Source organism: Streptomyces sp. NPDC020996 (assembly GCF_040641355.1).
Taxonomy (GTDB): domain Bacteria; phylum Actinomycetota; class Actinomycetes; order Streptomycetales; family Streptomycetaceae; genus Streptomyces.
On the sequence record NZ_JBFADM010000098.1, the window covers coordinates 1 to 20571 of the forward strand.

Genomic DNA, 20571 nt, shown 5'->3' on the forward strand with positions numbered 1-20571 from the left:
CGCGGTGGCCCGCGGGGGGCAGCCCCCCCCAACCCAAAAACACCACCCCCCCCCCCCGCCCCCCCGCGCCCCCGTCCACGCGCCCCGCCCCGCGTCTGCAACCCTGAACCGGCCGGCCCCACCTCGGAGTACGACGATGACTGAACGATGGAAGCACCGCGCCGCCGACCGCACCCTCATGGTCCAGGTGGTGACCACGAGCCTGCTGCTCGCCTTCACCGTGGGCGGTGTCTTCCTCACCCGGGCGGTCGCGGCCAAGGAGCCGCTCGTCCTGTGGCCCGGCCTCGTGCTGTCCGCCGTCGCCTGCGCCGTCTTGCTGCGCCGCCGCAGCCACCCTCTCGTCGTGCTCCTGGTGACCACGGCATGCATCATGACCGAGGGGTTCCTGGGATACCTCCTGACGCCGCTGCTCATGGGCCCGATGCTGGTCGCGCAGTACACGGTGAGCCTGCTCCCCGATCGCAGGACCACCTGGTACAGCGCCGCCGCGGCCACGGCCGGGATCGCACTCACCGGCTTCATCACCACAGACTCCCCGCACGAGTGGATCATCGGCCTCGTCAACCCGGCAGCCTGGGTCCTGATGGTCGCCTCCTTCGGCAGCTACGTGCGCGTGCGCCGCGAGTACGCCGCCGCCCGCGCCGAGCACGCTGCCCAGGAGCGGGAAGAAGAGACACGCCGACGGGTGATCCGGGAACGCATGCGTATCGCCCGCGAACTGCACGACGTAGTCGCCCACCATCTCGCGCTCGCCAACGCCCAGGCCGGCACCGCCGCCCATCTGGCCCGGACCCATCCCGTCCAGGCCATCGCCATGATCGAGAAACTGCCGGAAGTGACCGCCTCGGCCCTCCGCGAGCTCAAAGCCACCGTCGGCTTGCTGCGTCAGGACACCGACTCCCAGGAGCTGGCTCCCGCACCGGGCCTGGAACAGCTGCCACAGCTCGTCGAAACCTGCGCGTCAGCGGGCCTGGACGTCTCGGTCACCCGCGAGGGCCGGCCACGACCGCTCCCACCCGGCCTGGACCTCACGGCCTACCGGATCGTCCAGGAAGCCCTCACCAACATCACCAAGCACGCCGCCACACCCTCCGCACGGGTCCGGCTGGACTACACGCCTCACGACCTGACACTGACCATCACCAACGAAGCCGGCACACGCCCTGCGGCCGCTGCCGGCTTCCCCGGCCACAGCCGTGGCTACGGACTGCTCGGCATGCGCGAACGCGCCCTGTCGGCAGGCGGAACGTTCCACGCCGGCCCGCGGCCCGAAGGCGGCTTCGAAGTCGCCTGCACGCTCCCCCTTCCCAGCTCCGAGGAAAGCACCTCATGACCATCCGCGTTCTGCTCGCCGACGACCAAGCGCTCCTCCGGGCCACCTTCCGCATCCTCATCGACTCCGACCCCGACATGACCGTCGTGGCGGAGGCAGCCGACGGTCAGCAGGCCGTAGAACTCACCCTCGAACACCGTCCCGACATCGTCCTCATGGACATCCGCATGCCCGGCACCGACGGGCTGGCCGCCACGGCCGACATCTGCGCCCGGACCGAACTGTCGAGCACCCGGGTCCTCATCCTCACCACGTTCGAGAACGACGAGAACGTCGCCATGGCCCTGCGGTCCGGGGCGAGCGGATTCCTCGGCAAGGACGTCGGCCCCGACGTCCTACTGGCAGGCATCCGCACCGTGGCCGCGGGCGACTCCCTGCTCTCCCCCACGGCCACCCGTGCCCTGATCACCCGCTTCCTGGCCACCCCGGCCGACCACGTGCCCCTCACCGCGCCGGAACGCCTCACCCTGCTCACCGAACGCGAACGCGAGGTCATGGCGCTCGCCGCGCTGGGCAAGTCGAACCACGAGATCGCCGACCAGCTGGTCCTCAGCCCCCTGACCGTGCGCAGCCACGTCTCCCGCGCGATGACCAAACTCCACGCACGCGACCGGGCGCAACTGGTCGTGATCGCCTACCAGAGCGGTCTCGTCCGGCCGGCCCCCGGCGGCTGACGCTGGGTGCTCCCCGCACCCGCGGGATGGTCCCAGGTCGCCCGGTTCGAAGATGTTGCCCTCGATGTGCTCCCCGCACCCGCGGGATGGTCCCGGGAGCCGCAGGGACCCATTCCAGGCCGGGACCACACTGGTCGCTGGCGCGGGGGCGCTGCTACTGGAGGACCGATCCGCATGGACAGGCCGCTGCCCCATGCCCGTACGCCCGTCGGTTACCGGCGCGACGGCCGCCCCATCTTCCCCATCCTGGGCGCTGACACCACCGACCCGTCCAACCTGCAGCTGCCGCCTGCCCCGCCCGCCGCTGACCCGGCCGCGCCGCCGGTGCCCGGGCAGGGCCTGGACCAGGAGGCGCTGAACCGGCTGCTGGCCCGCGAGAAGCAGCAGGGTGAACGTGCGGCCGTGCGTCGGCTTGTCGAGCAACTGGGCTTCTCGAAGGCGGACGACCTGACTGCGTTCGTGGAGCAGCAGCGTGAGGTGCAGCAGGCGTCTCTGTCCGAGTTGGAGCGCCGTGAGCAGGCGGCCGCTGAGCGGGAGGCCAACGTCGTGCAGCGTGAGGCTCAGGCCGTCGCCCGGGAGCGGGCGGCAGCACGCCGTGCGGTCCTCGTGGGGCTGGGTGCGACCGGTGCGGATCTGGCCGACGCCGAACTGCTCCTGACCGTTGAGGACGACGCCGACGAGACGGCCATCACCGAGGCCGCCGAGGCGCTGAAGGCGCGCAGGCCCGAGCTGTTCGGGTCCTCCACCGCCGCGGTGCCGCCGGCCGCGCCCGGTGGCTCCCCTGCGGGCGGGCCGCCGCCGCGCGGCGCGAACATGCCCAAGCCCGGCGCGCACGGCGCAGACATGGCCCGCCAGCGCGGATTCCTGGCCGACTCCTGAACCTCCCACCGGCGGGTCAAGGCCGGACGTACGGGGACCACGCCCCCTCCTTTTCGTGGACGACGCCACCAGCCGGTGAGCGGACGATCAACCGTTTCGTCACGTCCACGGAGGGCTCATGACCGTTCAGCCGGTCACCACCACCCAGAACCTGACGGCCGACCGGTCCTGGCTGCAGAGCAGGCACGGGGCCGACTCGGCCGACTCGATCACCCTCGACATGTCCACGTTCACGTCGGGCACGCACTACAAGCCGTCCACGGACACGAGCGTCCCCTACAGCCGGTTCCTGTCCGGCATCCCGGTCGGCAGGATCACCGCTTCTGGCCTGTACGGGCTCTACCAGACCGGCGCGACGGACGGCCGGCAGAACCTGGCCGGGTTCGTCTTCGCTGAGGTGCTTTTCGCACCGGGCCAGACGAAGGTCCCGGCCGCGCTGCTGTGGCACGGCTCGGTGGTCACCGCGAAGCTGCCGGTCGCCGTCACCGCGGTCGCCCCGTCCGCCACCTGCCAGATCCGCTTCGTGTAAGGAGGGCCTGTCGATGACTGTTCAGGACCTGATCAAGGACATCACCACGGCGGACCTGACGACGTTCGCCTGTTCACCCCGCGGACCCGCGACGACGTCGGCGCGATCGTCGCCAGGTCCGTTGCCTCCGCCACCGTGGAGCCCCGCAGAGAGTACGCACTCGCGGTCGTGGAACGAAGTTCAGACGAGGTGATCGGGGTCGGGCGGCTCGCGCTGGATCCGCATCAGCAGCGCGCGGCGACCATCGGCTTCGCGCTGCGCCCCGCCTCTTGGGGCGTCGGCTACGGCCGTGAGACCGTACGCCTCCTCCTGGCCCTCGGGTTCGAGGATCTCGGCCTTCACCGCCTTTGGGGGGCGAGATCACCACTCAACTCAGCCTCTGCAAGGACGATGGCGGAGGTCGGCATGGTCGAAGAGGGGATCATCCGAGAGCACGTCCTCAGGGACGGCGCGTGGCGGGACTCTGTCGTGCACGCCATCCTCGAACGTGAATGGGCCGAGGAGATCCCGACGGCTTAGTGGTCGGGACCTCCTCGCGTCAGTGCAGGTTCGTAGTCGTCATCGGGGGCCTGCAGCGCGGGCTCGCAGGGGCGGAAGTGCGTTCCAGCACTGCGGGTCCCTCAAATGGTGTGGTTTAGCTGCGGGGTTGCTCCGTGGCCTGCTGCGCGCGGGCGTGTGTGACTGCGGCGTTGACGGTGCCGCCGTGCAGCGGCACCGGGGCAAGCTGGAGCGGTCAGCGCGCAAGGCTCTCGACCTCATCCAGCAGCGGCCGGCGGACCGGCGCTCGACCCACGTCCTGGGCGGCGCGGCCGCGGATCTGGCCATGGCGCGTCTCTTCGTCAACGATGTCGAAGGCGCTGCCGAGGCGCTGCTGCCGCTGTGGGACATCCCGGCCGAGCAGCGAGTGACCGGCGTGCTCGCCAGGACGGGGCAGATTCAGCACATCCTCACTCAGCCATCCTTCCGCGGGGCCGTGCTCCTAGGCGAACTGCGCGGCCGGGTGGAAGAGTTCACCCGCACCGCGACCGCACACCAGCTCACCGGCCCCGCGCTTCTGCAACTGGAAGCCTGACTCACACCAGGGAGGCGAGGATCTTCGCCTCCTTCTCCTCGGCGATCCCGTGTTCCGCCCATCGCGGGTGGTCCACGGGGCGTCCATCGGCCGCCCACCACCGCCACGTGTCGCGGACCGTCTTGGCGATCGGCCGACAGGTCAGACCGGCCGCCACGGCGCGGCTGGAGTCAACCGCCCACACCCCGGAGTGCGTTCGCCACAGGGGCAGTTCCGTCCATTGCTTGACGCCCTCGTCGACCAGAACCGCGGGGTCCACCCAGACCGGCGCCCCGGCGCCGCCCGTCTCGTGCAGGCAGGCTTCCAGGAAGCCGCGGAAGGTGATGCCGTCGGGGTGGGTGACGTTGTAGCCGCCGCTCACGTCGCTGGCCGCCATCGTCAGGGCGAAGTCGGCTACGTCCCGCACGTCGACCGGCTGAATGCGCTGCTCGGCCGGGGCCGGGGCGAGGATGCGGCCGCCACGCTGGGCGCGCTCAAGCCACCACGGAAGGCGTCCCACGTACTCGCCGGGTCCCAGGATCACGCCTGGCCTCAGGAACACCGCGGCGTCGCCGAAGGCCTCGGCCACGGCACGTTCCCTGCCGGCCTTCTGGAACCCGTACTGCGTGGGCGAGCCGTCCTCGCCGGTGTAGCCGTAAGACTCGTCGGCGTCCGGCGGACAGTCGAGGAGCGGGGAGGCGTCGGTGAGGGGCTGGTGGGGCCATCCCTCGTACACGGACACGGTGGAGATGTGCACCCAGCGGGCTGCGGCCGGGCGCAGCGCGGTGGCGGCTGTGAGGACGTCCCGTGGGGGGAAGTCGGAGCTTGAGGTGTCGATGACGGCATCCCACGGCCCGTGTCCGGCGAGGCGTTCGAGGTCGGCCTGGCTTGTTCGGTCCCCGTGGACCTGCTCCACGTCGTCCACGCTGCGCCCGGAGAACCCGCGGTTGAAGGTGGTGACCTGCCACCCTTTCCTCAGCGCGCTCTTCGCGATGTGCCTGCCCAAGAACCAGGTGCCACCCATGACCAGAATCCTCACGAGGGCGATCCTGCCGTGCGGGCCTGCACGGGTGGAAGTGCGCTCCCCCACTGCAGGTCCTCAACTGACCCAACCTCGCCGTTTCACTTGGGGTGATGAGACGTCGCTGATCGTCTGCTGCCAGGTGGGCGAGGTGACTTCGTTGCTTGAGCATGGCGGAGTCACGGCGGGGGGGTCGGGTTCTCCCCCGGTCCTGTAAGCCGTCCGCATGCACGGGCCGCGAGGTCAGCCGTATGCCCGGGCTCACGCAGGTCGGGCACGGGCTCGTGTTCCTGACGGACCGCAGCTTGCGGATCCGTCGCTGGTCGTGACGGGGTTCGCGCCGCCGGTCCGGGGCCGTCCGGCCACGTGACGTGTCGAGCAGGCCCACGCCGCCGTTCGAGCCGCCGGGTGCCGGTACCGGGTGTCCGTGTCCGCCGCCGAGCCCGTGACCTCGGGTCGGACGTCGGGAACGTCCGTGTCGCCGATGCTCGCCGCGAAGGTTTCGAGGGCTCGCAACAAGCCTTCTTCCGTACATGGCCCCTCTTCAGGACATCGATCAGGACAGGCCGGTCACTGCGCGTGCCTGTGCGCTGCCGGAGCCGGCGGACACGAGAACGCGTACGTCCCACGCATCGAGTTCCAGGTCCGAGCCCGCGGACACCGGCGTGCCCGTGAGGGCATCGCGGAGGTCCGTCGGGGCGGGGACCCTCACGGGCTCCCAGTTCCAGTTGTGGACGATGTGCACGCGGCGTCCGTCGGGCGAGGTGCCGGTGGTCGCGGTGACCGACGCGGGAAGACCGCGCCACCCGCTGCTCGCGGCCGGGGCGAGCCACTCGGCCAGCGCCCGGGCGAGGTCGCGGCCCGGCACCGTGCCGACACAGGTGACGCGGCCCGCACCGTGGCGGCGCGTGGTGACGGCGGGCCAGCGGCCGAAGTGCGGGTCCTCGTACGTGGCGAGGATATCGGCGTCGACCGCTGTGAGGCCGTCGATCCACTGCGTCGCCGTGGCGTTCGCCGGTATCTCGAACGGGCTGCCGGGCACTGCGCGGACCGGGACGGCGCGCGAGAGGTTGCTGAACTCGTCGTACGACATGCCCGCGGCGTCGGTGAGACGGGCGGGGGCCGGTTCGGTACGGGCGCGTGCCTCGTGGTCGGCGTAGGCGGTGCGCGGGCCCAGTACCAGGTGGCCGCCGGCGTGGGCGTACGCGGCGAGCCAGTCGAGCGTGGTGTCGTCGACGACGTACAGCGCCGGGGCGACGAGGACGGGGTGGCGCCGTACGGCCTCCTGCGGAGTCATCCCCTCCCGCTCGCCGCGGGGATCGTGCAGCTGGCGGGCGTGGACGATGCGGACCTGGCGGCCGGCGTCGAAGGCGCCGCGGTAGAACGGGTCGAGGATGCGGTGGTAGGCGGCCGGATCCGGTTCGCCGTCGGGGGTCGCGAGCGGCGGGTACTTCTGCATGAGCCACTTGCTGGGGGTGGAGTAGACAATCGTGATGTCGGCGTCCGGCTCAAGACCTGCGACGAGCGGGCCCGCGACGTCGAACTCCGAACCGAGACGGGCGATCTCGGCATAGGTACGACCGGGCAGGCCGCTGTGCGGCAGGACGCCGCCCCAGTAGGTCTCCGCGCCGAAGCGCAGGGTCTGCCACTGCCAGTACTCGATCATTCGGGCCCCGCGGCCCACGAGAGCCCAGGCGGCCTGGCGCCACTGGCCCTCGTAGGCGGGGCGGTTGTCCCACGGATAGCCGATGGCGCCGGCGTTGGTCTCGGTGACCAGGAACGGCTCCTGCCGGGAGGAGAACATCCAGTCGGCAGTCTGGTAGAGGGCCCAGGTGCCGGTCGTCTGCCATGTCTGCTGGTGTTCGTCGGGTGTGGGGTCGGGCAGGAGCAGGCCGTCCTGCATGCCGTAGTACGGGTTCCCGGCGGTGATGTCGAGGCGGTCGGTGAGTTCGTCGTCCTCGACGGCGGGGCGGGTGTAGGAGATGCAGGTGGTGACGAACTGGTGCGGGTGGGCGTACTCGCGGACGATGTCGGCCTGCCAGCCGATGAACTCGGTGACCTGGCGGGCCTGGAACTCCCGCCAGGCGACGTCGTACTGGGGCTGTGCGTTGCCGTCCGGGGTCCACAGGTCGGCCCACGTGGACAGGCGGTGGGACCAGTAGACCAGTCCCCACTCGCGGTTGAGGGTCTCGACGTCGCCGTACCTGGCGCGCAGGTGGTCGGTGAAGCGCTGGAAGACGCCGTGGTTGTGGAAGAGCTCCAGGCCAGGTTCGTTGTCGACCTGCCAGCCGATGACGGCGGGGTGGTCGGCGTACCGGGCGGCGATCTTGCGGATGATCCGCTCGGCGTGGAACCGGAAGGCAGGGTGGGTGAAGTCCACTTCCTGCCGGGCGCCCCAGCCGATGCGCTCACCGGTGCGCCGCTCGCCCGTGATCTCCGGGTACTGGCGCACCAGCCACGGCGGTACTGCGTAGGTCGGGGTGCCGAGGACGACCGAGATGCCGCGTTCGTGGGCGCCGTCGAGGACGGGCTGGAGCCAGTCGAGGTCGAAGCGGCCGTTCTCCGGCTCCCAGGTCGACCAGACCGACTCGCCGACCCGGATGACGGTGAAGTGCGCCTCGGCCATCAGGTCCAGGTCGGTCTTGAGCCGTTCGTCGGGCTGCGGACGGGAGCCGTAGGCGGGCGTGTACTCGTGGTAGTACGCGGCGCCGAAGAGGACACGGGCAGGCAGAGCCGCCATGAAGGGAAACCTCCGGGGAAGCGGGGAAGGGAACGAGGAATGCGCGTGCTACTGCTTGACGCCGCCGGCGGCCAGGCCGCTCTGCCAGTACCGCTGGAGCATCAGGAAGGCCAGGGCGAGCGGGACGATCGAGATCAGGGAGCCGGTCACGACCAGGGCCAGCATGTCGCTGCTGGCGCCGGCCCCGCCGTTCTGCGCCTGGTCGGCCCAGCTGGACAGTCCGACCGTGATCGGGTACAGGTGCGGATCGTTGAGCATGATCAGCGGCAGGAAGTAGTTGTTCCAGGTGGCGACGAGAGTGAACAGCAGGACGGTCACCAGGCCTGGGGCCAGCAGCCGCAGCGCGATCGTGAAGAAGATCCGGAGATCCCCGGCGCCGTCCATACGGGCGGCCTCGATCAGGCTGTCCGGGATCGCGTCCTCGGAGTAGATCCGCATGAGGTAGAGACCGAAGGGGCTCACCAGGGACGGCAGGATGACGGCCCAGGGGGTGTTGACCAGGCCCGCCTTGGCGAAGAGCAGGTAGGTGGGGATCGCCAGGGCGGTGGTCGGGATCATGATCGCACCGAGGACGAGGTTGAAGGCTGCGCGGTGGCCGCGGAAGCGGTACTTGGCGAACCCGTAGCCGGCCGCGGCCGCCAGCAGCGCGGCACCCAGGGCGCTCACACCGGCGTAGATGACCGTGTTGAACAGCCAGCGTCCGTAGACGCCGTCGTCCTGGGTGAAGGTGGCCTTGATGTTCGACAGCAGCTGCGGGGCCTGCGAGAACCACAGGCCGAAGCTGTTGAACAGATCCTGGGTGCTCTTGGTCGAGGCGACGACCAGCCAGAACAGCGGCAGCAGGAAGTACGCCAGGATGGCCAGCATGGCGATCGTGAGCGGGGTGCTGCGACGGCCAGCCGGCGACCGTCGCCGCGGGCGGGCCGCGGCGGGCAGCCGCTTCGCCTTCGAGGGGGCGGGTGCGGGTGTCACGGTGGTCATGAGGTCCTCCTGCGGTTCGCCATGAGCAGGAAGCCGTACGACACGATCACGATGACCAGCCCGAGGATGAAGGACACCGTGGCCGCGTAGTTGGTCTGCTGGCTGATGAAGGCGACCGAGTAGGCGTAGAGGTTGGCGGTGTAGGAGCTGTTGATGACGTCCGGTGCGACCTTCATCAACAGGTTGGGTTCGTTGAACAGCTGGAAGCTGCCGATCACCGAGAACAGCAGAGTGAGGGTCAACGCCGGGCGCAGTGCCGGAAGTTTGATGGACCAGGCGATCCGCCAGGCTCCGGCTCCGTCCATGGCGGCCGCCTCGTAGAGCTCGGCGGGGATGGTGCGCAGGGCCGCGTACAGGATGATCATGTTGTAGCCGACGAACTCCCAGGTCACGATGTTCGCCAGGCTGCCGAGCATCCAGCCGTCGCTGAGGAAGTGCGGGACCGGCAGGTGGAGATCGCGGCTGATCTGGGCGAAGGGGCCGAAGTCGGGGCCGTAGAGGTAGCCCCACATGAGGGTGGCGATGACACTGGGGACGGCGTACGGGACGAAGATGCCGAGCCGGATTACCTTGGCGAACCGCAGCAGGCCACTGTCCAGCGCGAGTGCGAGGACCACGGCGAGCACCAGCATCACGGGGACCTGGATGACGAAGAACAGCGCGACACGGCCGACGCCCTTGAGCAGGAGCGGGTCCTTCAGTGCCGTCAGGTAGTTGTCGAGGCCGACGAAGGTCGAGCCGCCGATCAGCCGTTCCTGGAAGAGGCTCAGGTAGGCGGCGTAGCCGAGCGGGGCGAGGAAGAGCAGCAGGAACAACACCATGAACGAGGCGATGAACAGTGCCCCTGCCGTGCCGGGCCGCCGCCGGCGCGGTGGGGACTTCGTGCGGGAGACCGCAGTGGTGGTGGCCATCGTCAGCTTCCCTTGACCGTGAAGCCCTGGCTCTTGGCGAAGGTCGTGATGCGCGACTGCCAGGAACCGAGCGCGCGGACGGTGTCCGTCTTGTCGGCGAGGGACTTGCCGACGGTCTCGGTCCAGTCCGTGGCCACCCGGTCGAGGAACGGCGGCCACTGGAAGGAGGGGTCGACCTCGGTGCTGACGTCCGCGAAGACCTGGTTGACCTTCTGGCCGCCGTAGAAGGCGGGCGCGTCCCCGAGGAAGGAGGGATCGGCGAGCAGCGCCTTGGTCGCCGGGAAGAAGAACTGCTCGGTGGCGAACATCTTCGCGCTGGCGGGGTCGCTGTTGAGGAACTGTGCGAACACGGCCGCGGCGATGGGGTTCTTGGTGGAGCGGATGACCGCGGTGGTGGAGCCGCCCCAGTTGCCGGCACTGGGCTTGGCTGCGTCCCACTGCGGGAGCGGGGCGACCCGCCACTTGCCGGCGGTGGCCTTGGCGGAGCCGGAGAGGAAGGCCGGGCCCCAGGCCCCGGTGAGCCAGGTGGCGTACTTGCCCTTGTTGAGCGCGGCGTACCAGCCGTCGGTGAAGTCCGGCTCGACGCCGATCACGCCCTCCTTGGCGAGGGCGCCCCAGTAGTCGCCGAGCTTTCTGGAGACCGCGTCGTCGACGCTGACGGTGATGTCGCTCCTGCCGGAGGTCACGTAGGGCTTGCCGCCGGCCTGCCAGAGCAGGCCGTGCCAGGCGGCGGGCTGGTTGGCCGCGAGGTTGGTGAGGTAGACGTCCGGGTCGGCCTTGTGGAGCTTGCGGGCCGCCACGGCGAACTCGGCCCAGGTCGTGGGGACTTGGATGCCGTGCTTGTCGAAGATGTCCTTGCGGTACAGCATGCCCATCGGGCCGGTGTCCTGGGGGATCGCCCAGACCTCGCCGCCGCTGCCGCTGACCTGGCCCCAGGTCCAGTCCACGAAGGTGGACTTGAGCGTGGCGGCGCCGTACGGGCGCAGGTCCAGCAGGCTGCCGGTGACGGTGAAGGTCGGGATGGCCTGGTACTCCAGCTGGACCATGTCCGGGGCGCCGCTGCCGGCCTTGAGCGCGGTGCGCAGCTTGGTGTACTGGGGCGTGCCCTGGCCGGCGTTGACGATCTTGACCTTGACGGCCGGGTACTTCTTCTCGAAGAGCGCGACCTCCTTGGCGATGTTGGGGACCCAGGTCCAGAACGTCAGCTCGGTCGGGGTCTTCATGGCCTTGTCGATGTCGGCCCGGCTGACCGGCTTGGCGGAGGAACCGGTGCTGCTGCTGCCGCTGCCGCCGCTGCAGGCGGTCAGAGCGGCGGCCAGTGACAGCGCGCCCGTGGCGGCGAGAAAGCCTCGACGGCTCACGGACGACGGCACGGAGGTGGCAAAGGGTCCGGACATGGTGAACTCCCGCTGAAAGGTGTAGAGGACCGGCACACCGGGCTGCGGCGTGCTGAATTCGGGTGGGTGAGGCGCTGTGTGCGGCGTGATGGGCGGGGCAGGGAGGGCGGGCCTTGTCAGGAGGGCGCCCTCCCTGCCGGCTCTGGCCCGCACCCGTCGGGCGCGCCGTGACATGGGCTGAGGAGGGTCACGCCGGTGCGGGCGTGAGGGGGAGCGGCGGCCGGTACGGGGCCTGTTCGAGGCCCGGAGACCGGACGTGTCCGCTGCCGGGGCGCCGGGGCGGCGCCGAAGTGCGGCGTGGCCTGGGCGCTGCGGCTGAGGTGATGCTCAAGCGCCGACGGCGGTGCTGAGGAATGTGGATGGCTGCGGTGCGGGCGGGCCTTCCTCCGTTCGTGGGCGGGACCGTGCGCGGTCAGGTGCGAGGGGAGTGTGCCGCCCGTATACGACCTGGGGCGTTGCCGGGCGGCGGGGGTGCGGACGAGGAGCGGACGACGAGTTCGACCGGTGGTTGGGTCATCGGCAGCGGGTCGGCCTGCGGGCTCTCGATGGCGTGCACCAGGAGTTTCAGGCCGTCCTGCGCCATGGCGTCGAACGGCTGACGGACCGTGGTCAGCGGCGGGGTCACGTAGGCGGCGACCGGTGTGTCGTCGAAGCCGACCACGCTGACGTCCTCCGGCACCCGCCGCCCGGCTTCCACCAGCGCGCGGATCAGGCCGATGGCCATGTCGTCGTTGGCGGCGAACACCGCGGTCACGCCGGGGTCGGCAGCCAGCTCCCGGCCGGCCGCGTAGCCGGAGGCGGCCGACCAGTCGCCCACGGCGACCGGCGGCTGGGCCCGGCCGTACGCGGCGAGCGCCGAGCGCCATCCGTCGAGGCGGTCCCGGGCCGAGTACCAGCGCTGCGGGCCGGCAAGGTGGTGAACGGTGGTGTGGCCCAGCTCCAGCAGGTGCTCGGTGGCGGCCCGTGCCATCTGGCTGGAGACGATCCCGGCCCTCAAGACGTGAGGGGCGCCGAACGGCGGTGGTGCGCCGAGGACGAGGACCGGCACCTTGACCCAGGAGGAGAGATCCGCGCCGTCCTCCTCGTCGATCGGTTCGGAGACGACGATGCCGTCCACGCCCTGGTCCAGGAGCGAGTCGACCGCCCCGGCGATGCCCGCCGCCTCACCCTCCATCGTGTTGACGACACGGAGGGCGTAGCCGTTGTCCCGCACGGCACGCTCGACGCCCATGAGCAGCGAGGCCGGACCGTACAGGGCCGTGCCGAGCGTCACCACGCCGATGGACCTGGTGCGGCCGGAGGCCAGGGCGCGGGCCGCGTTGTTCGAGCGGTAGCCGAGTTCCTCGGCGGCCGCCAGAACGCGACGGCGCACGTCGGCGGAGACGTAGGGCTCGTCGTTCATGACCCGGGACACCGTCTTCTGCGACACGCCGGCCAGGCGCGCCACGTCCACGCTGCGCGGTGCGGCCCCCGCGCCGCGCCCTGCCACTGGTGTCATTGGGTCTCCCGATCTCCGGCAGCCGTGTGGTATTCCCGCCCGGCGCACGACTGCGCTGTCATGACTGCGTAGTCATGTCTACGCAGTCATGTGTACGCAGTGAGGTGGGACGCGTCAAGGCCTCGTGCAACATCTCCGAAATATTGCGTGGCCGGCCGGGCTGCACTGGGGTGCGTGTCGCATCCCATATGGCACGCGGGCGCGCGTCGGCCCCGAATACGCCCCTGCCTCAAGTCTCGCAACGGCATGGTGGCTTGACCGGTTCCGCGCTGCCGACCTCCATTGCGCCGCTGCCTTCTGCCGAGGCGGGCCTGCACCTGCCGCTAGGCGCAGCCATCGATGTGGCCGTCGTCACGGAGGCGGGCTGCGGTGGCGCGTTTACGGGCGAGGATGCCGAGTTGCGGGGCGGCTTCCTGGGGGTTCCCTGCGGCATCCCGGAACAGCGGGCACGGCCCTCGAAGGCCGGCTCGGCCTGGAGCAGCACAGTGGACGAACCACAAAATCCCGCCGCTACTCCACCACCCTCGGGGCCCTCCGCGACGCACGCGCCGCATGGCGCCGAGCCCAAGCCGCTGCGGCGAACGGCCCCCAGCCCGACACGACGTACGTCCTCGCGCACTGGGTCTTCGCCGGCACCGGCCTGTCCGACGCCGAAGCCTGGCTCGCCGCATCCCTCGAACCCGCCCCCGGAACGGAAGGAGAACCCACCCATGGGTAGCCGACGCCTCGCTTTTGCGGAAGCGGTCTCCGAGTCGCGTGGTCTGCCGTCGCGGTACCTGACTCCTGACGACCTGGTGGCGATGTTCGACCTGCCCAGCGTCGAGACGGTCTACCAGTGGCGCCGCAAGCGCACTGGTCCCCGTGGCTTCCGGGTCGGTCGGCACCTGCGCTACGACCCTGCGGACGTCCAAGCCTGGGTCGAGTCCCTGCGGGAAGGGGCTGCCGCCTGATGGCCGGACACATCCAAGACCGCTGGTACCGGACCGAGACCGGCCCGGACGGGAAGGTGCGCAAGGTCAAAACCGAGCGCTACGGGTCCGGCCCGCGCTATCGGGCTCGCTAGGTCGGCCCGGACGGCACGGAGAAGTCCAAGAGCTTCCCCGACCGTCAGAAGAGACTCGCTGATCAGTGGCTGGCGCACATCGAGGCGGACATGGCGCGCGGGCAGTACATCGACCCGCGCGCCGCCCGGATCACCTCCCAGCAGTACGCCGAGCGTCGGGTCGCCACGCAGGGCGCCGACCCGAACACCCAAGCCTCGATGGAGTCGCAGCTACGGCTGCACGCCTTCCCTTACCTCGGCTCGCGTCCGCTCGGCTCCTTCCAGCCGGCGCACATCCGGGACTGGGTGCGGCAACTCCAGGAGAACGGCGTCCGGGGGTCGTACGCCCGGACGATCTACTCCAACGTGCGCGCGGCGCTGAGCGCGGCCGTGGATGACGGTCACCTTCCCCGCAACCCGTGCGCTGCCCGGTCCGTCCGGCCGCCGACCGTCGGCAACAAGCGCGTCGTGCCCTGGACGCCTGAGCGGGTCTTCGCCGTCCGGGCCGCCATGCCCGAGCGCTACCAAGCCATGGTCGACTTGGGCGGTGGCTGAGGGCTGCGTCAGGGCGAGATCCTGGGCGTGGCCGTGACGCGATCGACTTCGACTCGGACACGCTTCACGTGGTGCAGCAACTGAAGCTGAGCCGTAGCAGGGCCGTGTTCGCGCCGCCGAAGGGCGGCAAGCTGAGGGACGTACCGCTCCCCGGCCCCGTCGCCGATGCGCTCCGGGCGCACATGAAGCGGTTCCCGCCGGTCGAGATCACCTTGCCATGGAAGGTGGCGGACGGGCCTCCGGTGACCAAGCGGCTGATCTTCACCGGGCCTCGCGGCGGGCACGTCTGGCGTACGTCGCTCAACGAGGAGGCGTGGAAACCGGCGCTCGCCGCGGCCAGCGTCATCCCCGTGCCCGAGAGGGGCCGGCCGTACGCCGAGTCGCGCGAGAACGGCATGCATGCGTTGCGCCACTTCTACGCCTCGGTGCTCCTGGACGCGGGCGAGAACATCAAGGCCCTCGCCCAGTACCTGGGCCACTCGGACCCAGGTCTGACGCTCCGCGTGTACGCGCACCTGATGCCGTCCAGCCAGGAGCGCACCCGCAAGGCGGTCGCAGCCGTCTTCGCCTGATCCAACCGCCGCATCCGTGAAGGCTTCACCCAACCAAATTACGAACCATGATTTCCGGGTCCGCCATTTGGAATCATCATCCGTGAACATTCTGCGGCGAACATTTACGTCCACCATTTACACATGCCGCTCGCTCAAATCATGGCGCATGATTCTCTGGCACAACATTCGGGATTCTCTCGTGAATGTTCCGCTCAACATTATTGCGGCGCACAACTTTACCTAGGCCCACCTGGCTGGCCGGTCAGGCTGTTGACTGGCCGGGCGGGCGGGCGGGGAGCGTGCATCGGAAGATGGTCCGCGGGAGCCTGAGCCGAGCGCCCCCTCATAAGCCCTGACAACGTCAAGGTTTATCGCAGTGGACCGCAACAGGAAGGGCACCGGCATTTACCTGCGGGATTGGCGGTCGCCACCCGTCGACGTGTAACGTCATAGCCCGCAACAAATGAAGGCCGCCCGTTGGCGCGGGCGGCCTTCGCATCCTTGCGTTTCTGCACCTACCGCATCACTGGCGATACAAGAAGCACATGGAAGGGCACCCATAGTGTCACAGATGAGAGTCATCCTCGAAGTTACGCTGCGTGAGACCCCGTACGCCCTCATGACGGGAAGTGGCGGCGCGCTGGCCCTGTGGGTCCAGGTCCCGGTCGAAGTGGTGGCCCCTGTCGCGCTCCTGTTGTGCCTGCGTGTCCGGGCGCGCTTCCTCCGCTGACGGAGAGAGCGCACCTCTTGAGCTTGGACGGCCCACAGGCGGCCCAAGCCTACTGAAAAGCCCCCTACCGGCGGAGAACCCGCAGGCAGGGGGCTTACTCGTGGGCGCTTACTTCTTCTTGCCCTGGTTCTTGACCGCCTCGATCGCCGCTGCCGCCGCATCCGGGTCGAGGTAGCGGCCGCCCGGGGTGACCGGCTTGAAGTCGGGGGTGAGTTCGTACAGGAGGGGGATGCCCGTGGGGATGTTCAGGCCCGCGATGTCGGCGTCCGAGATGCCGTCGAGGTGCTTGACCAGGGCGCGGAGGCTGTTGCCGTGGGCCGCGACCAGGACCGTGCGGCCGGTCAGGAGGTCGGGGACGATGCCGTCGTACCAGTAGGGGAGCATGCGGACGACGACGTCCTTGAGGCACTCCGTGCGGGGGCGCAGCTCCGGCGGGATCGTCGCGTAGCGCGGGTCGTCCGACTGGGACCACTCGGCGCCGTCCTCGAGCGGCGGCGGCGGGGTGTCGTAGGAGCGGCGCCACAGCATGAACTGCTCCTCGCCGAACTCGGCGAGCGTCTGGGCCTTGTCCTTGCCCTGGAGGGCGCCGTAGTGGCGCTCGTTCAGGCGCCAGGTGCGGTGGACCGGGATCCAGTGGCGGTCGGCGGCCTCAAGGGCGAGCTGCGCCGTGCGGATCGCGCGCTTCTGGAGGGACGTGTGCACCACGTCGGGCAGCAGGCCGGCGTCCTTGAGCAGCTCACCGCCGCGGACCGCCTCCTTCTCGCCCTTCTCGTTGAGGTTGACGTCCACCCAGCCGGTGAACAGGTTCTTCGCGTTCCACTCGCTCTCGCCGTGGCGGAGGAGGATCAGCTTGTACGGTGCGTCGGCCATGCCCCAGAGCGTAATCCACGCTTTCGAACCCATGCGTGGCCCGCCCGGCAGCCGGACAGTTGACGGGATCCGTTAATCGAGTGGCCGGGGAGGGCGAGGGATTTGTAAGTTGTGCGTGCCGCATCAGCCGCTTACATCAGACGGCGTGAGCCGCTCGCACCGTGCCGACCGTCGTGGGGGACCCGCATGCCATTCGCCAGCCTGGGGCGCGCCGCCCGCGAAACCGTCTCCGGACTCCCCCGCGCCTTCTGGTGGCTGTGGACCAGCACCCTCATCAACCGGCTCGGCTCCTTCGTCGCCACTTTCATGGCGCTGTACCTGACCGTGGAGCGCGGTTACTCCGCCTCCTACGTGGGTCTCGTCGCCGCTCTGCACGGGTTCGGCGGCGTCGTCTCCTCGCTCGCCGCCGGTGTGATGACCGACCGGCTCGGGCGGCGGCCCACCCTGCTCGTCGCCCAGGCCTCGACGGCCGCCTCCGTGGCGCTGCTGGGCTTCATGCACCACCCCGTGGCCATCGCCGCCGTCGCCTTCCTGGTGGGCATGGCGAGCGACGCCTCGCGGCCCGCCGTGCAGGCGATGATGGCCGACATCGTGCGGCCCGAGGACCGGGTGCGGGCCTTCTCCCTCAACTACTGGGCCATCAACCTCGGCTTCGCCGTCTCCGCGGTGGCGGCCGGGTTCATCGCCCAGGTCAGCTATCGCGCCGGGTTCCTGCTCGAGGCGGGTATGACGGCGGTCTGCGCGGTGGTGGTGTTCCTGAAGCTGCCCGAGTCCCGGCCGGAGCGCACGGCCAAGGCCGCGCGGGAGGACGACGTCGGCCTCGGCGCCGTCCTGCGCGACGGGCGCTACATGGCCGTCGTCGGCCTGTCGTTCCTGATCGCGGTGATCTTCCAGCAGGGGTCGATCGGCCTGCCGGTGGCGATGGGCCAGGCCGGGTTCACGCCCGCCGACTACGGCACGGCGATCGCCGTCAACGGCATCCTGATCGTCGCGCTGCAGATCCCGGTGACCCGGTTCATCGAGCACCGGGACCCGCGGCGGCTGCTGGTGGTGTCGGCGCTGCTGGCCGGGTACGGCTACGGGCTCACCGTCTTCGCCGGATCGGTCGGCGTCCTCGCGCTCACGGTGTGCGTGTGGACGCTGGGCGAGATGATCAACGCGCCGACGCAGACGGGTCTGGTCGTCCGGCTGTCACCCGTGCACGGACGTGGCCGCTACCAGGGCGTGTACACCCTGTCGTGGTCCCTCGCCGCGCTTGTGGCGCCGCTGATGTCCGGCTTCGTCATCGACCGGTTCGGGGCGGAGTGGCTGTGGGGCCTGTGCGCTGCGATCGGCACGGTGGCCGCCTTCGGGTACGGGGCCCTGATGCGGCGGCTGCCGGCACAGGAGCCCGCCGTGGAGAAGCCGGCGGCCGCACCGGCGGAGGCCAGTGCGGCGTGAGGATCGTGAGGGTCATCAGGGGTGCATCCGGGCGCCCGTGAGGATCGTCAGGGGTGCATCCGCGCGCCCTTGAGGATCGTCAGGGGTGCATCCGCGCGCCCTTGAGGATCTTGTCCACCGCGTTCTTCGGGCCGTGCACGGACAGGCCCACCAGGTCCAGCCCGCCCGTGGGCACGGCCCGCACGGCCGCCCGGTTGTCGCGGTCGTTGCCCGTCGTGAACAGGTCGCCGGTGAAGACCGCCCGCGGCAGCGCCCGGCTCAGCGCACGCGCGTGTGCCGCCGTCAGCGTCTCCTTCGTGCCCTCGAAGACCAGGACCGGCTGGCGGAACATCAGCAGGTAGGGCACGCCGTCGGCGTCCTCGTAGGGCTCGCCGACCACCTCGGGGACCGCCGTGCCGAGGCCGCTGACCAGGAACGCCGTGACGTTCAGCCGCTGCCAGGTCTCCAGGTCCTCGCGCAGCAGCACGGCGATCTTGGTGTCGAATCGGATGGGTGCTTCGCTCATGCCCCGAGCGTGCCGACCGCCCGGCGGCGGCGTCTTGTACGTTCGTCGCATGGCCGCTGAGCGTGACGTGACCGCCTGGCGCCCCCGGATCCCGGGGGTGGTGGAGGTCTTCCACGCCCGTTTCACCGAGTACGCCTACCCGATGCACGTCCACGAGGCGTGGACGCTGCTCATCGTGGACGACGGCGCCGTACGGTACGACCTCGACCGGCACGAGCACGGCACCCCGCACGACACGGTCTCGCTGCTGCCGCCGCACGTCCCGCACAACGGCTCGCCGGCCACCCCGCACGGTTTCCGCAAGCGGGTGCTGTACCTCGACGGCTCCCGGCTGGGCGCGGACCTGATCGGCCCGGCGGTGGACTCCCCCGACCTGCGCGACCCCGTACTACGCCTGCGCGTCGGCCAGTTGCACACCGCCCTCGCCCGGCCCGGCGACGAACTGGAGGCGGACAGCAGGCTGACCCTGATCGGCGACCGGCTGCGCGCGCACCTGCGCCCCGGGGCCGTCGCCGAGAATCCGCGGCGCGACCCCGCCCTGGCCCGGCGGCTGCGCGAACTCCTCGACGAGCGTGTCGTGCAGGGCCTCACCCTCGACGAGGCGGCCGCGCTCCTGCACGCCCATCGCGCGCACCTGGTACGGGCGTTCAGCACCGCGTAGGGCATCGCCCCGCACCAGTACCTGATGTCCCGCCGCGTCGGCCGCGCCCGCCGGCTGCTCCTGGACGGACGCCCGCCGGGCGAGGTCGCCGTCCTGACCGGCTTCTACGACCAGCCCCATCTCACCCGGCACTTCCGCAGGCTGGTCGGGGTACCCCCGGGGCGCTACGCGCGGGCGGCGGGCCGTCGGGGATCACCGGAGGCGGCGGATCCGGGCGCTCTCCCCGCCTCGCGCCCGGACCCCGCGTCCCGTCAGACGACGTCGACGTAGTCGGACTTGGCCGTCGCGCCGCCCGTCGTCGAGGTCTCGCCGTAGCTCCAGCGCCAGTAGCCGTCGGCGGACGCGGTGACCGTGGTCTTCAGGTAGCCGGTGGAGTTGGTCCGCACGTACTTGACGGTCTGGTAGGTGCTGGTGCCCGCCTTGCGGAACTGGAGCTTGGCCAGCTTGTCGGCGTAGCCGACGTAGGCGTGCTTCACCCAGTCGGCGCGGGTGGCCCGGCCCGTCACGGTGATCGCCTTGCCCTTGGCGACCGGCTCGGGCGAGGCGTTGACGGTGGCCCGGGCGGCGCGCTTGACCTGGACGCTGCCGAAGCCGGTCAGGTGCTCCTGGGCCTGGAGCTTGGTGCCCGTCTTGTCCCAGAGCCGCGCGACGACGCCGATCTTCCAGGTGGTGGCGTCGTTGTTGGAGTCCAGGGTGTACGGCGGGTCGATGAACAGGTCGCCCTCGCAGTCCGCGGAGGTCGGGCTGTCGTCGTACAGTGTGACGCTGCCCAGGTAGATGCCGCCGTAGGCGGCGCCCTTGGCGGCCGTGGTGTCGTGGTACAGGTACGGGTTCGCGTCCATGGTGCTGGGCGTGTGACCCGCGGGCCAGGTCACGCGGAAAGTGACGCTGGGGAACTTCCTCTCGCTGATGCCCACGACGATGGGCTTGCCCTTGTTCACGACCATGCCGGTCACCGTGATGCCGGTGTCCGCCGCCTGGGCGGCCGGCGCGGCGAACGCCATGAAGGCGAGGGCTCCCGCGAGCGCGGTCGCGGTCACGGTTACGGCGCCGGTTCTGCCTGTGCGCATGCACAACCTCTTCTTGCTGGTAGGGCTGACAGCGACTAGACCCAATGCCGGTGACTTAGGTGGTGTGTGGTCTGGAGATCGTGAGGACTGCCGTGGCTGGTGGCGGCAGGTTGCGGTGTTCGGCTCGTTT

The 20571-nt window shown here is 70.3% G+C and carries 17 protein-coding genes and 4 pseudogenes; 12 read left to right on the forward strand and 9 right to left on the reverse strand.

Going from position 1 to position 20571, the window contains the following annotated elements; genetic code table 11:
• Positions 1–136: 136 nt before the first annotated feature.
• The 6 genes and pseudogenes from AB0G63_RS36895 (at position 137) to AB0G63_RS36920 (ending at position 4487) form a co-directional block, all read left to right on the forward strand.
• A complete protein-coding gene (locus tag AB0G63_RS36895) occupies positions 137–1333 on the forward strand; it encodes a histidine kinase (RefSeq protein WP_360759544.1) in 1197 nt (398 codons plus the stop codon).
• Positions 1330–2007: a response regulator transcription factor gene (locus AB0G63_RS36900; protein ID WP_360759547.1), complete on the forward strand. Its 678-nt coding sequence runs from the start codon at positions 1330–1332 to the stop codon at positions 2005–2007. The genes AB0G63_RS36895 and AB0G63_RS36900 overlap by 4 nt, the downstream gene beginning before the upstream one ends.
• A gap of 174 nt (positions 2008–2181) precedes the next feature.
• Positions 2182–2886, forward strand: a complete 705-nt coding sequence (locus AB0G63_RS36905; RefSeq protein ID WP_360759549.1) for a hypothetical protein — start codon at positions 2182–2184, stop codon at positions 2884–2886.
• Between the two features lie 118 nt (positions 2887–3004).
• Complete coding sequence (locus AB0G63_RS36910; protein WP_360759552.1) at positions 3005–3415, forward strand: head decoration protein; 411 nt, start codon at positions 3005–3007, stop codon at positions 3413–3415.
• 72 nt (positions 3416–3487) lie between these two features.
• A pseudogene (locus AB0G63_RS36915) lies at positions 3488–3934 on the forward strand (GNAT family protein); the annotation flags it as partial.
• A gap of 127 nt (positions 3935–4061) precedes the next feature.
• Positions 4062–4487 carry a hypothetical protein gene (locus tag AB0G63_RS36920; RefSeq protein ID WP_360759555.1) on the forward strand — a complete coding sequence of 142 codons (426 nt, stop codon included), beginning with the start codon at positions 4062–4064 and terminating at the stop codon, positions 4485–4487.
• A gap of 1 nt (position 4488) precedes the next feature.
• Here AB0G63_RS36920 and AB0G63_RS36925 read toward each other — a convergent pair whose 3' ends face one another.
• The 6 genes from AB0G63_RS36925 to AB0G63_RS36950 form a co-directional block, all read right to left on the reverse strand.
• Positions 4489–5490: an NAD-dependent epimerase/dehydratase family protein gene (locus AB0G63_RS36925; RefSeq protein WP_360759588.1), complete on the reverse strand. Its 1002-nt coding sequence runs from the start codon at positions 5488–5490 to the stop codon at positions 4489–4491.
• Positions 5491–6043: 553 nt separating this feature from the next.
• Positions 6044–8227: a beta-galactosidase gene (locus AB0G63_RS36930; RefSeq protein WP_360759558.1), complete on the reverse strand. Its 2184-nt coding sequence runs from the start codon at positions 8225–8227 to the stop codon at positions 6044–6046.
• Positions 8228–8275: 48 nt separating this feature from the next.
• Positions 8276–9208 carry a carbohydrate ABC transporter permease gene (locus AB0G63_RS36935; RefSeq protein WP_360759560.1) on the reverse strand — a complete coding sequence of 311 codons (933 nt, stop codon included), beginning with the start codon at positions 9206–9208 and terminating at the stop codon, positions 8276–8278.
• Positions 9205–10119: a sugar ABC transporter permease gene (locus tag AB0G63_RS36940; RefSeq protein ID WP_360759563.1), complete on the reverse strand. Its 915-nt coding sequence runs from the start codon at positions 10117–10119 to the stop codon at positions 9205–9207. The genes AB0G63_RS36935 and AB0G63_RS36940 overlap by 4 nt, the downstream gene beginning before the upstream one ends.
• Positions 10120–10121: 2 nt before the next feature.
• Positions 10122–11516 (reverse strand): extracellular solute-binding protein, encoded by a 1395-nt coding sequence (locus tag AB0G63_RS36945; protein ID WP_360759566.1) that lies wholly within the window; start codon positions 11514–11516, stop codon positions 10122–10124.
• Positions 11517–11928: 412 nt separating this feature from the next.
• A complete protein-coding gene (locus AB0G63_RS36950) occupies positions 11929–13014 on the reverse strand; it encodes a LacI family DNA-binding transcriptional regulator (RefSeq protein WP_360759569.1) in 1086 nt (361 codons plus the stop codon).
• 493 nt (positions 13015–13507) lie between these two features.
• Between AB0G63_RS36950 and AB0G63_RS36955 the strand changes: the two are divergent.
• The 4 genes and pseudogenes from AB0G63_RS36955 to AB0G63_RS36970 form a co-directional block, all read left to right on the forward strand.
• A pseudogene (locus AB0G63_RS36955) lies at positions 13508–13732 on the forward strand (replication initiator); the annotation flags it as partial.
• Entirely contained in the window at positions 13725–13964 is a 240-nt protein-coding gene (locus AB0G63_RS36960; RefSeq protein WP_360759572.1) for a helix-turn-helix domain-containing protein, read from the forward strand. The pseudogene AB0G63_RS36955 and the gene AB0G63_RS36960, both read left to right, overlap by 8 nt.
• A pseudogene (locus AB0G63_RS36965) lies at positions 13964–15183 on the forward strand (tyrosine-type recombinase/integrase). The gene AB0G63_RS36960 and the pseudogene AB0G63_RS36965 overlap by 1 nt, the downstream one beginning before the upstream one ends.
• 553 nt (positions 15184–15736) lie before the next feature.
• Positions 15737–15895 carry a hypothetical protein gene (locus AB0G63_RS36970; RefSeq protein ID WP_360759575.1) on the forward strand — a complete coding sequence of 53 codons (159 nt, stop codon included), beginning with the start codon at positions 15737–15739 and terminating at the stop codon, positions 15893–15895.
• Between the two features lie 108 nt (positions 15896–16003).
• Here the strand turns inward: AB0G63_RS36970 and AB0G63_RS36975 are convergent, their stop codons facing one another.
• Complete coding sequence (locus tag AB0G63_RS36975) at positions 16004–16765, reverse strand: phosphoglyceromutase (RefSeq protein WP_360759578.1); 762 nt, start codon at positions 16763–16765, stop codon at positions 16004–16006.
• A 186-nt stretch (positions 16766–16951) separates the two neighbouring features.
• Here AB0G63_RS36975 and AB0G63_RS36980 point away from each other — a divergent pair, with 186 nt between their 5' ends.
• Positions 16952–18205, forward strand: coding sequence for an MFS transporter (locus tag AB0G63_RS36980; RefSeq protein WP_360759580.1), 1254 nt, complete (start codon positions 16952–16954; stop codon positions 18203–18205).
• Between the two features lie 79 nt (positions 18206–18284).
• Here AB0G63_RS36980 and AB0G63_RS36985 read toward each other — a convergent pair whose 3' ends face one another.
• Positions 18285–18761, reverse strand: coding sequence for a DUF2000 domain-containing protein (locus AB0G63_RS36985; protein ID WP_360759583.1), 477 nt, complete (start codon positions 18759–18761; stop codon positions 18285–18287).
• On the opposite strand from AB0G63_RS36985, the pseudogene AB0G63_RS36990 reads away from it, so the two are divergent.
• Positions 18760–19641 (forward strand): annotated as a pseudogene (locus AB0G63_RS36990) (AraC family transcriptional regulator). The gene AB0G63_RS36985 and the pseudogene AB0G63_RS36990 sit on opposite strands and share 2 nt — an antisense overlap.
• On the opposite strand, the gene AB0G63_RS36995 reads toward AB0G63_RS36990, so the two are convergent.
• On the reverse strand, positions 19623–20441 hold the full coding sequence (locus AB0G63_RS36995) for a hypothetical protein (protein ID WP_360759586.1): 819 nt from the start codon (positions 20439–20441) through the stop codon (positions 19623–19625). The pseudogene AB0G63_RS36990 and the gene AB0G63_RS36995 overlap by 19 nt on opposite strands.
• Positions 20442–20571 lie beyond the last annotated feature (130 nt).

Excerpts from the sequence above, each read along its gene's own strand:
- AB0G63_RS36895 (WP_360759544.1), top strand. The coding sequence starts at position 137 with ATGACTGAACGATGGAAGCACCGCGCCGCCGACCGCACCCTCATGGTC.
- AB0G63_RS36900 (WP_360759547.1), top strand. The coding sequence starts at position 1,330 with ATGACCATCCGCGTTCTGCTCGCCGACGACCAAGCGCTCCTCCGGGCC.
- AB0G63_RS36905 (WP_360759549.1), top strand. The coding sequence starts at position 2,182 with ATGGACAGGCCGCTGCCCCATGCCCGTACGCCCGTCGGTTACCGGCGC.
- AB0G63_RS36910 (WP_360759552.1), top strand. The coding sequence starts at position 3,005 with ATGACCGTTCAGCCGGTCACCACCACCCAGAACCTGACGGCCGACCGG.
- AB0G63_RS36925 (WP_360759588.1), bottom strand. The coding sequence starts at position 5,490 with ATGGGTGGCACCTGGTTCTTGGGCAGGCACATCGCGAAGAGCGCGCTG.
- AB0G63_RS36930 (WP_360759558.1), bottom strand. The coding sequence starts at position 8,227 with ATGGCGGCTCTGCCTGCCCGTGTCCTCTTCGGCGCCGCGTACTACCAC.
- AB0G63_RS36935 (WP_360759560.1), bottom strand. The coding sequence starts at position 9,208 with ATGACCACCGTGACACCCGCACCCGCCCCCTCGAAGGCGAAGCGGCTG.
- AB0G63_RS36940 (WP_360759563.1), bottom strand. The coding sequence starts at position 10,119 with ATGGCCACCACCACTGCGGTCTCCCGCACGAAGTCCCCACCGCGCCGG.
- AB0G63_RS36945 (WP_360759566.1), bottom strand. The coding sequence starts at position 11,516 with ATGTCCGGACCCTTTGCCACCTCCGTGCCGTCGTCCGTGAGCCGTCGA.
- AB0G63_RS36950 (WP_360759569.1), bottom strand. The coding sequence starts at position 13,014 with ATGACACCAGTGGCAGGGCGCGGCGCGGGGGCCGCACCGCGCAGCGTG.
- AB0G63_RS36960 (WP_360759572.1), top strand. The coding sequence starts at position 13,725 with ATGGGTAGCCGACGCCTCGCTTTTGCGGAAGCGGTCTCCGAGTCGCGT.
- AB0G63_RS36970 (WP_360759575.1), top strand. The coding sequence starts at position 15,737 with ATGAGAGTCATCCTCGAAGTTACGCTGCGTGAGACCCCGTACGCCCTC.
- AB0G63_RS36975 (WP_360759578.1), bottom strand. The coding sequence starts at position 16,765 with ATGGCCGACGCACCGTACAAGCTGATCCTCCTCCGCCACGGCGAGAGC.
- AB0G63_RS36980 (WP_360759580.1), top strand. The coding sequence starts at position 16,952 with ATGCCATTCGCCAGCCTGGGGCGCGCCGCCCGCGAAACCGTCTCCGGA.
- AB0G63_RS36985 (WP_360759583.1), bottom strand. The coding sequence starts at position 18,761 with ATGCGACGAACGTACAAGACGCCGCCGCCGGGCGGTCGGCACGCTCGG.
- AB0G63_RS36995 (WP_360759586.1), bottom strand. The coding sequence starts at position 20,441 with ATGCGCACAGGCAGAACCGGCGCCGTAACCGTGACCGCGACCGCGCTC.